Below are 13,077 nucleotides of genomic sequence, written 5' to 3' on the forward strand. Positions count from 1 at the left end.
GGCCGCGTCAGCCGGACCTGGTGGCAAAGAGAACAGGGCTGGTTTCTCCGGCTTCCCGCCCTGGCCAACGAAAAGGCAGTCGAGCTCTTGTCCCACCCGGCCCGCTCCGAGCTTGGGGCAGTACATGGCAGTGGACACGGAATTAAACGGTGGCGGCGTCGAACCGCGCAAGGGCATGCCCAGCCCGCGTCTCGGCGAGAGCGAGTTCAAGCAACGCTACAGGAAGCTGTTCTACGATCCGGCCTTCGAGCCGGAGGCCGAAGCCATAGGCAGGCTGGCCGAAATCGCTTGGCAGGCCTATAGCGAGGAACGCAAAAGTCCGGTGACCCGCAAAGCGGGGGAGGGTTTTCACGACCCGAGCTACGATCTCTCCGTCGAATGGATCGCCGCTCACGATGCGGTCAAGGCCGCGCAACGGCGCCACGAGGACAGAACTGCACCGTCGCGCATCCTGATCATCAACGGCTCCTCACGCAGCGAGCATACTTGCCCGGGCGAAATGTCGAAAAGCTTTCGTCTCGTCGAACTGGCGCGCCGCGCCATTGCTGGCAGGCCGGGCTTTTCCGTTGAAGTGCTCGATCTGTCGCGGCTCGCTTCCGAATATGGCCGCAGGATCTACCCTTGCAAGGCCTGCTTCTCGACAGCGGCGGCGCTCTGCCACTGGCCGTGCTCGTGCTATCCGAACCATTCGCTCGGCCAGGTGCACGACTGGATGAACGACATTTACCCCCTTTGGGTCGAGGCGCATGGCGTGATGATCGTCACGCCCGTCAACTGGTACCAGACCTCCTCGCCGGTGAAGTTGATGATGGACCGGCTGGTCTGCGCTGACGGTGGCAATCCCGATCCGTCTTTGACGCAGGGCAAGGATGCAGCGCTTGCCAAGCAAGCCGAACTCGCTGGCTGGAGCTATCCCCGCCATCTCGAAGGCCGGTTGTTTTCGGTTGTCGTTCATGGCGATACGGAAGGCGCTGCGAACGTGCGGCATGCGCTTGCCGACTGGCTGCGTTCGATGAAGCTCGATCCCGTCGGCGAGATTGCCGAACTCGACCGCTATATTGGCTACTGGAAGCCCTATGCAACCAGCCATGACGAGCTCGACGCTGACAAGGACGTTCAGGTTGAAGTAGCCAACGCCGCGCTAGCCCTGGCCGAAGCGGTGGCGAGGCGCCGGGCAGGGGAATTCCCCACCATCGGAGCCGACCTCAAGGATCCACGCCCAAAATAGAGGAAGAAGATGCCGCGCTGGGCCAACGAAGGCTGGACAATCCTCAAGGAAAGCGTCTCCGGCTATATTGCCGACAATGCGCTGAGCCACGGCGCGGCGATGGCCTTCTACGCCACCACCTCGCTGGCGCCGATCCTGCTGATCGTGGTCGCGATCGCCGGGTTCGTCATCGGCAACGATGCTGCGCAATTGGCGCTCTCGGCACAGATATCGGGCGTCATGGGACCGCAGAGCGCTGATCTTCTCAAGGCAACGGTCGAGACCGCCTCGCAGCGCGGGTCCGGTACTTTGGCCGCCTTGATCGGGCTGGTCACGCTTTTGATCACCGCGTCCGGCGTCTTCGGCGAGATGCAGCAGACATTGAACGAGATCTGGAAGGTCAAGCCCACCAGCGTGTCGTTTTCGCGCCTGGTGCGGGCGAGGGCGGTGAGCCTCGGACTTGTGGCGGCGCTCGGCTTCCTGCTGCTGGTGTCGCTTGCAGCCAGCACTGCAATCGCCGCGCTTGGCGAAGTCATTAACCGCAGCCTGCCGTTTGGAACGCTGATCGTCAGCGGCATCAACACGATCGTCTCTTTTGTGCTGATCGCGCTGCTCTTCGCCGCGATCTACAAGGTCCTGCCGGACCGCACGCTCAAATGGCGCGATGTCGGCATCGGCGCTGCGGTCACGGCGTTGCTCTTCACCATCGGCAAATCGCTGATCGGCTGGTACATCGGTACCAGCGCCATAGCGACGTCTTACGGAGCGGCGGGCGCGCTGATGGTGGTGCTGGTCTGGGTTTATTATTCGGCACAGATTTTTCTTTTCGGTGCCGAGATTACCCGCGCCTATTCGGTACGGCGCGGCAGCCGGCGCGACCTCGCGCCGGTCGTTGCGAATGCAACCGACCGGGCTGCGCCGCACCATGCCGAAGAAGTAGCCAAACCGGGGACGACGATGCCGGCCGACGCTGGTGCAAGTGTCGGCGCGGCGGCGCCTCGGGCATCCGGCGGCGGGATCGTCCTATGGATTGTCCTCGGCAGCCTGATCACTCTGCTTGTCACGGGGGTCTTGCGCCGCTCAGGCTAATACGACCTCGTCGCCGGGCTCGTGCCTTACCGCCGTTCTTCCTGCCGTTTCTCGATTTCGTAGGACAGCCAGCGGCAGAACATGCCGATAACCGAGGTAGCGGCTCCGCCGAGCAGACAAGCAATCAGCAACGGACTTTTCGAGGCACTGTCCCAGCTGACGATCGCCAGCAGCGCCACGCTCACTGTGGAAATCAGATACCCTGTACCCTTGAGAAGATGAAGCGACGATCTGGTCATGTTGGCCCGCCTTCCAATGAACAGACAATCAGGATCGAAGTTCCATTTAGCCGATGTTCCTCCAGACGGTGGCGGTATGAGGCACTTGCTGGAAACCGGGAAGGCAGGCCGGCCCGGCCGCGACATACAACTCACTTGGGACTGAAGTCGCACGCAGCGCCGCTTTGGTCCAAGCAGTGAAACCTTGGCCCGCCGTTGGTGGTTGTGGGACGGTTTGACGGATATTTGAGTCCCTTCATCGTCAACTGTTTGAACGCCCATCATTCCCGCGACTGGTGGGCGTTCATTCGAGGCCAACGATCCAGTGCCAAGGGGCGGACCGGATGACATGCGGCACGCTGTGAGGCGCCCCGACAGCGGTCGCGGGGCGCGCCCCGATCCTCATCGGTAATCTGACGGCCGAGCTTTTTCTATCGCGAGGGGGATTGGTCCGTCCTCGACAAGGATATCCTTCTTGCGCGCGAATGCGGCGAAAACGCCTCGTGCGGTTTCCGCGTCGACATCACCGGCCAAAGCCGCCTTGCAGGCACGGATAGCCGCTTTCTGCTCCGGGCTATTGCCGCACCAGTCGGTCGCGAACTGATAGGCATCGACGACGGTGTTCAGTTGCCGGGGAAAGCCCAGTCCGACCCAAACGCGAAGGGGTTTCTCGAAAGGTTTGGAAAGCATCGCGAACTCCCATAATCGCGAAACTTTCAAACAGTCAGTCCGCCGCCGCGGCCGCCTTTGCCGGTCATCCATGGCAAGGGCATACTCACGTCCTCGAGAATTTTGACCGACCTTGCGAAACCGCTAAAGGCATCTCTGGCGGCAGTCAGCGGATAGCCGCTGTCGAATGCCCGCTGGCAGGCACGAAGTGCCGTTTCAAAGATGGTTCCGCGCCTGTTCTTGGGCCACGCGTAAAGAAATTCCAGGGCATCTTCCAGGCACGCGATTTCCTGGATGAGGCTGTCTCCGCTCTTCACGAAAACAGGGCTGTCGAACATGCGATCGTTCATAACGTCCTCCAATCGAACGAACAATTGAGTTCAGGCAACGGCTTGGTGCCGACAGCGGCCCAAGCTCAGCGGCGATATGGGTTTGTAGATCTTGACCGTCAAGAGGCCCGGGGTCGCTGCAAGAACCGGCGCGCCAATTCTGCCATCCACGACGAATTATCGGTCCAACAAACAGCTAAGATCGTTGGTGGCGCGGGCAGCGGCCGCCGTCGTTCGATTAGACCTGCAATGTGGCAGAGACCCCTGGCAAGCTGCCGGGGCTCGGCGGCGTCAGCGGATCGTCCGCTATGCGGCTTCAGCCGCGACGTTGACCGCGGATTCGGCAAGCTGGGTGAGCGCGGCGTCCGTTTCCTTTTCTTCGTTCAGCGTCTTGTCGAGCAAGGTGACGGCCTCCGTCAGGCCGAGTTCCTGCGCCCAGGTCCTAAGCGTGCCGTAGCGAGAGATCTCGTAATGCTCGACGGCTTGGGCGGCAGCCAGCAGGCCGGCGTCGAGCGAGGGCGAGCCCTTGTACTCGTCCATGATCTCGGCACCTTCCTCGGTGATGCCTATGATGGCGGCACAAGTCTTGCCCGCCGGTTTCTTATCGATCACCTCGAACACTTCCTCGAGACGGGCGACATGTTCCTCCGTCTGGTCGCGATGCTTCTCGAAGGCCATTTTCAGCGCGTCGTCCTGCGCCGCCTTCGCCATCTTGGGCAGCGTCGTCAGGATTTTCTTCTCGGCGAAATAGATATCCTTCAGCGTGTCATGGAAAAGTTCGTTGAGGCCCTTGTTCGAGGCCGCTTTCGTCGTCGCCATTCTGAATCTCCTGGTGGGGTTGGATCACCACCAACACGGCCCGACCAAAGTTGTTCCAGAAAGAAATACATGCGGCGACACAGCTAAAAGCATCAATTGTTATTGACGACGACGAAGCACCGCCGCGGCCAGGCAATTGGCCGGACCGACGCATGAATCGCCCGACTGTCGCATCTGAAAAGCCGCTTTCCCCTGCTCGGGATTCACGCAAACCACTGCGCGATGAGGCCCACTGACGAGGCTGCCATTGTCATTGTCGTTAGCCATCCCAGCGCGCGCAGCCAACCCTGAACCGGGAATTCACCCATGATGTCTTTGCGGCCGGCCATCCGCATCATGACGATCAGCACGGGAACGGCGCATATGCCGTTGATGACGGCGCTCCAGTAAAGCGCCTTGATCGGGTCGATCGGGGTAAACATGATCCCGGTGCCAAGAGCGGTCGCGGCGGCGAGTGTGACGTAAAACGCCAACGCTTCCTTCGGCTTGCGCTGCAGCCCCACCGTCCAGTGCAGGGCTTCGCCGACGGCGAAAGCCGCTGACCCCGCCAGCACCGGCACAGCCAAAAGCCCGGTGCCGATAATTCCCATCGAGAAAATGATGAAGGCGAACTTTCCGGCGGCCGGCTCCAGAGCCTTGGCCGCGTCCGTGGACGAAGCGATATCGGTCACCCCCGCCTTGTGAAGCGTGGCGGCCGTGGTGAAGATGATCGCGACACCTATCAAATTCGAAAACGCCATTCCGACCAGCGTATCGGCGCGTATCCGCCGGAATGCCCTGGAAGCTTGCCACGGCGCCCATCGCAGCGGCTTGGCGCTTGGCTTGAGTTCCTCCTCCTCGACTTCCTGCGAGGCCTGCCAGAAGAACAGATAAGGCGAGATCGTCGTGCCGAGGATCGCGAGCAGCGTGGTGAAGAAAGCGCCACTCCATTCAATGTGCGGAACAAGCAGGCCTTTGGCCGCATCGGCCCAGGCTACATTCGCGGCGAACATGGCAATGACGTAGGCGAAGAGGCTCAAAGTTGTCCATTTGAGCACTTTCACGTAGCGGGTGTAGTCGATGAAGACGATCGCGCAGATACAGACGATCGCGAATGCGATGACATAGAGCGGGCTCGGCCCGCCGATGAGCAGCTCCAACGCGTCCGCCATGGCGCTGAGGTCGGCACCGATATTGATGACGTTGGCGACGGAAAGCAGCACCACCACGACGCAGAGCAGCGGGGAGGGATAGTGTCTGCTGAGGTTGCCGGAAATCCCCCTGCCGGTGGTGCGGCCGATGCGGGCGGCGATCTCCTGGATCGCCGCCATCAGCGGGAAGGTGAATAGCATGGTCCAGCCGATATCGAAACCGAGCTGCGCGCCGGCTTGGCTGTAAGTTCCGATACCGGAGGGATCGTCGTCGGATGCGCCGGTGATAAAACCGGGGCCGATCGTACGCAAGAACCGTTGCAAAGGTCCCTTCGCCGACGTGTTGCTTCGTTCTCTCTCGATGTGCGAACCGACTTCGGCCATCCTTGGTTCTTCCATGCCCGGCCGAGCGCTAGCGCAATGGCAGCCGAGGCCAGGGGTAATCGGAGCGACTTGCACGACAGGCTCGGACAGGTGTTTTGCGTAGATAAGCAAGAGCTAACGAAGATGGTGAGTAACTGGCGGCGATGACGTCGGTTCCGCCGTCATCGTCACTTTCGCATCAGAGAGCGGATCGGGTCGGGTGCCGAAAAGGGTCCTGCATAAATATATCGGGGGTTGTCTTGCCGGGAGTCAGTTTAAACGCTATATGTGTGACATCGATCTTGTTGAACGAACGTTGTTTCAGGGCCTTTGCGCCCGACGATCTTCCCTCTCAATTTCGAAAACCGTGACGTTTGGCATTCGGCCAAGCGGCGGTAATTTGCGTCGATTTGAAAGGAAATCGTATGACTACTGGAACCGTGAAGTTTTTTAACGCCACCAAGGGCTTTGGCTTCATCGAACAGGGCGGCGGCCAGCCGGACGTGTTCGTTCACATCTCCGCCGTGGAGCGCGCAGGGATGCGTTCTCTCGTCGAAGGCCAGAAGGTAAGCTTTGACGTCGTCAAGGACGCTCGCAGCGGCAAGAGCGCCGCGGAGAACCTCCAGGCAGCCTAAGCCATGCGTCGGCGCCTTTGACCACGGATGTACCGGCACTGGCGCTGGGGCTTTGAGGGAAGGTCGGGTTCGCCCGGCCTTTTTCGTTTGCATAGCGAGGTAGCACATGGCTGATACGAATGTGTTCAAGCCGAAAGGCGACGCCAAGAACGAGGCCACTACAAAAACCGCGCGCGCCATCATCGACAGCGAGGCGGCGGCCAGGGTTGCCAAAACGGCGCGTCTTCGCAAGGCCAGGCTTGCGCAGGAGCCGGTGGAGGAGCCGGCAAAGAAGGTGAAGAAGAAGGCCGCCGCCAAATAGGGGCGCGGCGTGAGCGGCGCCGTGGCGGCCGGGCTGGGTTCACCCTTTCCTGAGATGGTCGCCCCGGCTGCGGGAAAAATCCCGACAAGCCTTTGATCAGTGCCGTCCCTTGAGGAACCTCGCCTCTCTCACCAGTGAAGTCCAGTCAGGGCCGATAAGCTTGATCAGTTCGCGAGCTTCGTCCTCCGAGATGTCGGTATCCTTTGCCAGGCGGCGAGCAAGCAATTCCACATCGCCCTGTGCTGGTTGAGCCGCTTTGCCATCGCCGGGTTCGGCGCCGTCGCCTCGGTTGATCATGAGCCAACTCCTTCCGGTAGGAACTTTCGAGGCGGCGGCATGTTTCATGCGTTTCTGCAATTTTGATATCCGGGGGCGTCCCGCTGGCGGCGGACCATGAGATCCGTGGCTGATCCCCGATGCGGCGCCTTTCTGGAACCGGCGCAAGGCGGCGCGCCAGGCGCCTCGCGAAGGCAAGCCGATCCGGATAATCCAGCGCGCCTTCGGCGCGGGCGGAACTCGGCCATGGTAGCCCATCAGAGCCATTCATGCCGCCCGACCTGCAGGTCGAAACGGACACGCCGCCGTCGCGCGGGTGACCGGCTTACTCAAAGGCGCTGCCGCGAGGCAACGCCCTTCGTTTTGGGGAGCCGGTGTTACCAGCCCTGCATCCTGTACCAGTCGTCGATGTCGCGGCGCACGCGATCCTTCTCCAGGCCGTAGCGTTCCTGGATTACGCCTTCGAGCTGGTCGCGCTTTCCGGCGATACGATCGAGATCGTCGTCGGTCAGCTTGCCCCACTGTTCCTTCACCTTGCCTTTAACCTGCTTCCAATTGCCTTCGACGCGGTTCCAGTCCATGGCCGGACCTCCTGTTGGACACGGAGGGCTAACGGCAACACGACCGCGAAGTTCCTGTCGAAAGCTCTTTCTGCGTCGAGGCAAGCACTGAGCACAACGACACGGACGAATGTGCCTTCATCTGGCCGTCATAATGAACCGCCAAATTAGCAAACGCTGAGCGTGACCCCCGGTCAGCATGTTCCCAAGACCTCTCTTGCCCGGCTCCTGGTCCGGGCTTCTTTTTAATGCATGTCGCCCAGAATGCGCAGCGGTTCTGGGACGACGGGCATCAAAACAAAGACTTAAAGCGTGTCGTCTGAATTCATTTCAGCGACGCGCCTCCTGCTGGCATCCCGCCTGGAACGGGTGGCGCGGATTGGGGATGGCGCATCCTCAAAAATCCGGCAGCGTTGGAACATTAGGCCGGTGCCGAGGTTCTTGCGGCATGGATGGCGCGCAGTTTCCCCGAAGGCCCGTCATCCGGACCGGGTTCCGACCCGAGCAAGCCCGCCTCGGCCGTCCCTCGCCGGGACGGGCTTTATCGTGACGAGATCGGAAGGACCATGCTTCACCAAGCCGCCAAAATCGCCGAGCAGGCCCATCGGGGTCAGAAAGACAAGACCGGCAGACCCTACATCGAACATCTGAGACGGGTTGCCGATGCGGTCGAAACGCTGGACGAAAAGACGGTTGCCTATCTGCATGACGTGGTCGAAAAAGGCGAGGGTTGGAGTCTCGAGCGGCTGCACGGCGCCGGCTTCGGCCTGCCGGTGGTGGCGGCGGTCGATGCGCTGACCAGGCGCATGGACGAGAGCGAGGAGGGTTTCATTTTCCGCGCCGCCTCAAACGAGCTTGCCCTGCCGGTTAAGATAGCCGACCTGCGCGACAATCTGTGGCAAGCTCATCAGGCGGGCGTTGCGCCGGACCGGTATGAGACGGGGCTCGAGATTCTGGGCGAGTTGGCCGCCAGGGACTGAGCGGCGTTGGGGGCACTAGGCTGCTGCCGGCGTCGCCCCGCTATTCGTCTAGCTGCAGCAAATCGAGCCGCGCGTCGGGCAGCGCGTGCTCCCACAGGGCCCTTTCGAGGTCGTTGCGGTTGTCGCGGCCCGTGGCTGCCGGCAGGTCGAGCGCCGTTAAGGCCTGGTCGTCGAACTCGATCGGCGCCCCGTAAAGTTGGGCGATTTGCATCACCAGGCTTTCGATGTCCTCGCGGGCGATGTTCTCGGCGAGGTTCTTGAGCCTGATTTCTTCCGCAACCCGGATGATGTTGACGATCCCGTCGATCCGCAGGGCCTGCTGGACCTTGCAGTGAGAGTCGTCGCGCAGCCGGTTGGAAAATCCTCGCATCATTGGAAAACCCTCCTTTCGCGGGGGTCTATCCCTCTGTTGCAACCATGCGCTGGAGCAGTGCGGTTGGCAATACACAAATTTTAAAAACAATAAATAAATCAGCCAGTTAGCAAAGTATATCAAACGCGGTTTCACCGCATCCTTAGCATCGTTGGCTTCATTACCGATCGGCAAATCATCCCCTCTTGACGCCTTATGGCCATTTCCTATTTCTACTCACAGTTAGGCACATACTAACTCACAGTGTTCGGCTCGGATGGAGGCGGAAGTGGTTGAGCTTGAACGGCCGCAAAGGTTGCAGATCATGCTGACCGACGAGGAATTGGCGGCGCTGGAAAACTGGCGTTTCGAAAAACGCATGCCAAGCCGCTCGGCCGCTGTGCGCGAGCTTTTGCGCCGTGGGCTGGCGTCCGATGGGTTTCTGACCGCTGACCTGGGCGCGAAGTCGCAGGATTTCGGCGTGATATCGCTGGATCGGAAGGTCGTAGATGGCTCCAGCGACTCGAAACCCTGAGCAGATGCACGCTCGCTCGCGGCAGATTGCCTTGACCTCGGCCGGCCCTAATTACCGTCTATGACCAATCCCGGGGGGACGTTCCGACACGATCCGAACGCCGATGCGCGCTTGGCCGCGATCGTCGATTCTTCCTACGACGCCATCGTCGGCAAGACTCTGGACAGCGTGATCACCGACTGGAACCACGCGGCCGAACGCATGTTCGGCCATACCGCCGAAGAGGCCATCGGCCGGTCGATCCTGATGCTGATCCCAGAGCATATGCAAGACGAGGAAACCGAGATCATCGGCCGCATTCGCAAGGGGGAGCGCATTCCGAGCTTTGAGACGGTGCGCAGGCGCAAGGACGGCTCGCTGATCACCGTTTCACTGACGATTTCGCCGATCAAGAACAATGCGGGCGAGATCATCGGCGCCTCGACGATCGCCCGCGATATCAGCGCTGCCAAGGAAAGCGAGCGCCGCATCCGGCTCTTGATGCGCGAGGTCAATCACCGCGTGAAGAACCAGTTCGCCGTGATCCTGTCGATGATCAGGGAAACCAGCAAGCGCTCCACCGATCCGGGCGAGTTCGAGGAACTGATCCGTTCGCGCATCATGGCGCTGTCGCGCTCGCACGATCTCCTGGTCACCTCCGAATGGGCCGGCGCCAGCCTGTTCGACCTGATCCAGGAGCATCTGAAGCCTTTCGGCCATGAGGAGCGCATCTCGCTTTCCGGGCCGCTCCTGACGCTGCAGTCCAACGCCGTGCAGAATCTCGGCATGGCCTTCCACGAGTTGGGCACCAACTCATCCAAATATGGCGCGCTGGCGGGCGAAGGCGGCCGTATCGAAATCACCTGGCAGGTCGAGCCCGGCCCGCAAGCGCAGCGGCGCTTTCATCTTCTGTGGCACGAGACATCCGGCGCGACGGCCGTTGGAGCTGAGCAGAAGACGAGTGAGCGCAAGGGTTTTGGCACCGTGGTGCTGCAGCGGGTGGCGCCGCAGTCCCTGAGCGGTTCCTCAAGCCTCGAACGCTCGCCCGGCAGCGTGAAATGGACGCTCGACGCGCCGCTCGAGGCAATCGTCGTTCCGCAGCTCGGGGCAGAGGGCGACACCGACTTCAGCGTTTGAGCGGCAGGCGGCGGGATTTCTCCCGTCCCACGCCGGCGACGCGCGTTTCGGGCCTGCCCGCCCGCCACTTGCAGCCTGATAGAAACGTAATTACATCAATCGCTAAGCGTGCAATGTCCACGCGGATACAGTTGCTTTGGTCAAGCTTCGTCTATGGAGGTTGTCATGCCAAGCAAACTGATGGAAGCAAGAAAGAGTCAGGACTGGATCACCCTGATCCTGGCGATTTGCCTGTTCATCTCACCATGGGTCATCGGATTCACCGCAGCGACGGTGCCCGCGTGGAACGCCTGGATTGTCGGCGTTCTTCTCGGCGCGCTGGCGCTCGCGACGCTTTCGGTGTTCGCCGAATGGGAAGAATGGGTAAACGTCGTCCTCGGGCTCTGGCTGATCGTGTCGCCCTGGTTGCTACACTTCGCGGCTGACACGTATGTCATGGCCACGCATGTCGTTCTCGGCGTGCTGGTGGTCGCGGCATCGGCCTGGGCTGTCTGGGACTTCCGTCATCCCCACGCTCATGCGTGAGCGGTGATTGAGCGGGAGCCCGCCGCGCAAGCGGCGAGCTCCTGCTACTGCGGCGTCTGGGCATCGGGCTGAACGGCCATTGCAGCGTCTTCACGCGATTGCTGCAACGGGAAACGTTTTGGTGCATTCTTGGGAATGGTCTCGATGCTTAACCCCGACACCCCGGCCAAGTGCTGCTCCTACTGCGGCGGCCGCGACCATGATTTCGAGGAATGCCCGAAACGCAAGGCCGACGCTGAGAAGGAAAAGGTGGAGCGGGAGCCGGCCGTGATCAGGCTCCCATATTCTCGTCACGCGTCCTCCAACCAGTAGATCGCGCCTTGCGTCGCCATAAAGACACCATGCGGCGCGGGCCTGCGCGGCCCGCGTCCACGGCTCGATTGCCGACAGGGATACCGTCGAGCCGACGTCTCAATTTGGCGCTCGCCTTATCCCCTCAGCGCACGCGCCGCCGCCTCGGCGAACGAGATGTCGCCCTTGATCTCGCGCATCGCCATCGAAGTTACCGTGCGGCGCACGCCGGGCAGGCGGCTGAGTTCCTCGCGCAGCATCCGGTCGAGCGCCATCATGTCGACGGTGACGATCTGGAGCAGATAGTCGGCTTCGCCCGTGGTGGCGTAGCAGCGGCGGATCAGCGGGTGCTTCTTCACTGCCGCCTCGAAGGCATCCGACACCTCGAAGTCGATCGACACCTGAATGAAGGCCTCGATGCCGAAGCCGATCCTGGCCGGGTCGATGCGGGTCGAATATCCCCGGATAACGCCGGCCTCTTCCAGCGCCTTCACCCGTTTCCAGCAAGGCGTCTTGCTCAAGCCGACCTCCTCGGCGAGTTCGCCGAACGAGATGCGTGCGTCGCGCTCAAGCGCGGCGACTATTCTGCGGTCGAGAGCATCCAGCTTCATTCGTTCTCCAATATGACAGGAGATGTCGACGATCGTCCTTCATTCCACGTCATTTGAATAACAGAAAGGAACAATGTTCAAGCCGAGAGCGCTATCCTTGTCGCCCGGTCGAAAAACCTGCCGCGAGGAGGAGAAGCCATGGACAAGAACGATTACCACGCCCGCATCGAGGCCCCCGAGATGCGCGACTACGGCGTCTATCTGAAATGCGATCAGCTGCTCGCCTGCCAAAAACCGCTCTCCGACATGGTCAACGCCGACGAGCTGCAGTTCCAGATCGTGCACCAGGTCGAGGAACTGTGGATGAAGCTCATCGCCTACACGCTGGTTGACGTCCTCGACTATCTGGAGAAACAGGACACGCATCGCATCGTCACGCTGATGGGCCGCGTACACCGGCTGATGCGCATGATGACGGCGCAGCTCGACCTCCTGGAGACCATGTCGCCCAAGGAGTACCAGCAGATCCGCCTGCAGCTCGGCAATGGCAGCGGCCAGGAATCGCCGGGCTTCAAGCTTTTGCTGCGCCTGCCGCCGGACCTTTGGCGGGCCTTCAGGCGTGCCTATCTCGACGGCCGCGGGCTGACCGTGGAGACTATCTATGACGAGCATTACGACCACGGCGATTCCTATGTCGTGGCCGAGGCGCTGATCGAGTTCGACGAGCTGTTCCAGAAATTCCGCGCCAACCACCTCTATCTGATCCACCGCTCGATCGGGCTCGGCGCGAAGTCGCTGAAAGGCAGGCCGGTGGAGATCCTCGAAGGCGGCGCCCGCCACCGCTTCTTCCCCGAGCTCTGGGACATTCGCTGCGCCATGACGGACCGCTGGGGCGCCGAATACGGCACCGTTCGGGATTCAATCAGCCATCCGCCGCAACTTTCTCCTTCTCCCCTTGTGGGAGAAGGTGGCCGCGAAGCGGCCGGATGAGGGGTGTTCCAAGGAAAGCCAGCGTTTCACTCCGCTGGAACACCCCTCATCCGTCTCGGCGCTGAAGCGCCGATCCACCTTCTCCCACAAGGGGAGAAGGAGAAAGTTGTGGCGCCTCTCGCCAAACAATTTTTCCAGCGC

The 13,077-nt window shown here is 61.3% G+C and carries 19 protein-coding genes; 10 read left to right on the top strand and 9 right to left on the bottom strand.

Features of this window, described 5'->3' with window-relative positions; all coding sequences use genetic code 11:
• Nucleotides 1-124 precede the first annotated feature (124 nt).
• Together LB525_RS11000 and LB525_RS11005 are read left to right on the top strand one after the other, a co-directional pair.
• On the top strand, nt 125-1,228 hold the full coding sequence (locus LB525_RS11000) for a flavodoxin family protein (protein WP_224544636.1): 1,104 nt from the start codon (nt 125-127) through the stop codon (nt 1,226-1,228).
• Between the two features lie 9 nt (nt 1,229-1,237).
• Nucleotides 1,238-2,296: a YihY/virulence factor BrkB family protein gene (locus tag LB525_RS11005; RefSeq protein WP_224544637.1), complete on the top strand. Its 1,059-nt coding sequence runs from the start codon at nt 1,238-1,240 to the stop codon at nt 2,294-2,296.
• A 26-nt stretch (nt 2,297-2,322) separates the two neighbouring features.
• Here the strand turns inward: LB525_RS11005 and LB525_RS11010 are convergent, their stop codons facing one another.
• The 5 genes from LB525_RS11010 to LB525_RS11030 all read right to left on the bottom strand — a co-directional run bounded on the left by LB525_RS11010 (nt 2,323) and on the right by LB525_RS11030 (nt 5,845).
• Complete coding sequence (locus LB525_RS11010; protein WP_140681722.1) at nt 2,323-2,535, bottom strand: hypothetical protein; 213 nt, start codon at nt 2,533-2,535, stop codon at nt 2,323-2,325.
• A gap of 381 nt (nt 2,536-2,916) precedes the next feature.
• Complete coding sequence (locus LB525_RS11015; RefSeq protein WP_224530880.1) at nt 2,917-3,204, bottom strand: DUF982 domain-containing protein; 288 nt, start codon at nt 3,202-3,204, stop codon at nt 2,917-2,919.
• Between the two features lie 26 nt (nt 3,205-3,230).
• On the bottom strand, nt 3,231-3,533 hold the full coding sequence (locus LB525_RS11020; protein ID WP_140840699.1) for a DUF982 domain-containing protein: 303 nt from the start codon (nt 3,531-3,533) through the stop codon (nt 3,231-3,233).
• Between the two features lie 285 nt (nt 3,534-3,818).
• On the bottom strand, nt 3,819-4,331 hold the full coding sequence (locus tag LB525_RS11025; protein WP_224530884.1) for a ferritin-like domain-containing protein: 513 nt from the start codon (nt 4,329-4,331) through the stop codon (nt 3,819-3,821).
• A gap of 203 nt (nt 4,332-4,534) precedes the next feature.
• Nucleotides 4,535-5,845: an Nramp family divalent metal transporter gene (locus tag LB525_RS11030; RefSeq protein WP_224544638.1), complete on the bottom strand. Its 1,311-nt coding sequence runs from the start codon at nt 5,843-5,845 to the stop codon at nt 4,535-4,537.
• Between the two features lie 404 nt (nt 5,846-6,249).
• Between LB525_RS11030 and LB525_RS11035 the strand changes: the two genes are divergently transcribed.
• Both LB525_RS11035 and LB525_RS11040 read left to right on the top strand, forming a co-directional pair.
• Nucleotides 6,250-6,459 carry a cold-shock protein gene (locus LB525_RS11035; RefSeq protein WP_095768399.1) on the top strand — a complete coding sequence of 70 codons (210 nt, stop codon included), beginning with the start codon at nt 6,250-6,252 and terminating at the stop codon, nt 6,457-6,459.
• A gap of 106 nt (nt 6,460-6,565) precedes the next feature.
• Entirely contained in the window at nt 6,566-6,760 is a 195-nt protein-coding gene (locus LB525_RS11040; protein WP_224544639.1) for a hypothetical protein, read from the top strand.
• Nucleotides 6,761-6,856: 96 nt separating this feature from the next.
• On the opposite strand, the gene LB525_RS11045 is transcribed toward LB525_RS11040, so the two are convergent.
• On the bottom strand, nt 6,857-7,057 hold the full coding sequence (locus LB525_RS11045) for a hypothetical protein (protein WP_095768501.1): 201 nt from the start codon (nt 7,055-7,057) through the stop codon (nt 6,857-6,859).
• Nucleotides 7,058-7,413: 356 nt separating this feature from the next.
• Complete coding sequence (locus tag LB525_RS11050) at nt 7,414-7,617, bottom strand: CsbD family protein (RefSeq protein ID WP_095768401.1); 204 nt, start codon at nt 7,615-7,617, stop codon at nt 7,414-7,416.
• A 545-nt stretch (nt 7,618-8,162) separates the two neighbouring features.
• On the opposite strand from LB525_RS11050, the gene LB525_RS11055 reads away from it, so the two are divergent.
• Complete coding sequence (locus LB525_RS11055; RefSeq protein ID WP_224544640.1) at nt 8,163-8,576, top strand: HD domain-containing protein; 414 nt, start codon at nt 8,163-8,165, stop codon at nt 8,574-8,576.
• 40 nt (nt 8,577-8,616) lie between these two features.
• On the opposite strand, the gene LB525_RS11060 is transcribed toward LB525_RS11055, so the two are convergent.
• The gene (locus tag LB525_RS11060; protein ID WP_224544641.1) at nt 8,617-8,949 is read right to left on the bottom strand and encodes a hypothetical protein; all 333 of its coding nucleotides are present in this window, start codon (nt 8,947-8,949) and stop codon (nt 8,617-8,619) included.
• 268 nt (nt 8,950-9,217) lie between these two features.
• Here LB525_RS11060 and LB525_RS11065 point away from each other — a divergent pair, with 268 nt between their 5' ends.
• From LB525_RS11065 to LB525_RS11080, 4 genes are all read left to right on the top strand, one after another.
• A complete protein-coding gene (locus tag LB525_RS11065) occupies nt 9,218-9,463 on the top strand; it encodes a hypothetical protein (RefSeq protein ID WP_224544797.1) in 246 nt (81 codons plus the stop codon).
• Between the two features lie 60 nt (nt 9,464-9,523).
• A complete protein-coding gene (locus LB525_RS11070; protein WP_224544642.1) occupies nt 9,524-10,579 on the top strand; it encodes a PAS domain S-box protein in 1,056 nt (351 codons plus the stop codon).
• A gap of 165 nt (nt 10,580-10,744) precedes the next feature.
• The gene (locus tag LB525_RS11075) at nt 10,745-11,104 is read left to right on the top strand and encodes an SPW repeat protein (protein ID WP_095768502.1); all 360 of its coding nucleotides are present in this window, start codon (nt 10,745-10,747) and stop codon (nt 11,102-11,104) included.
• A 144-nt stretch (nt 11,105-11,248) separates the two neighbouring features.
• A complete protein-coding gene (locus tag LB525_RS11080) occupies nt 11,249-11,416 on the top strand; it encodes a hypothetical protein (protein WP_176477082.1) in 168 nt (55 codons plus the stop codon).
• A 116-nt stretch (nt 11,417-11,532) separates the two neighbouring features.
• Here the strand turns inward: LB525_RS11080 and LB525_RS11085 are convergent, their stop codons facing one another.
• A complete protein-coding gene (locus tag LB525_RS11085; protein ID WP_224544643.1) occupies nt 11,533-12,006 on the bottom strand; it encodes an Lrp/AsnC family transcriptional regulator in 474 nt (157 codons plus the stop codon).
• 138 nt (nt 12,007-12,144) lie between these two features.
• Between LB525_RS11085 and LB525_RS11090 the strand changes: the two genes are divergently transcribed.
• The gene (locus LB525_RS11090) at nt 12,145-12,936 is read left to right on the top strand and encodes a tryptophan 2,3-dioxygenase family protein (RefSeq protein WP_224544644.1); all 792 of its coding nucleotides are present in this window, start codon (nt 12,145-12,147) and stop codon (nt 12,934-12,936) included.
• Nucleotides 12,937-13,077: the final 141 nt, after the last annotated feature.

Source organism: Mesorhizobium sp. CA16, from assembly GCF_020165175.1.
In the GTDB taxonomy this organism is placed as follows: domain Bacteria; phylum Pseudomonadota; class Alphaproteobacteria; order Rhizobiales; family Rhizobiaceae; genus Mesorhizobium.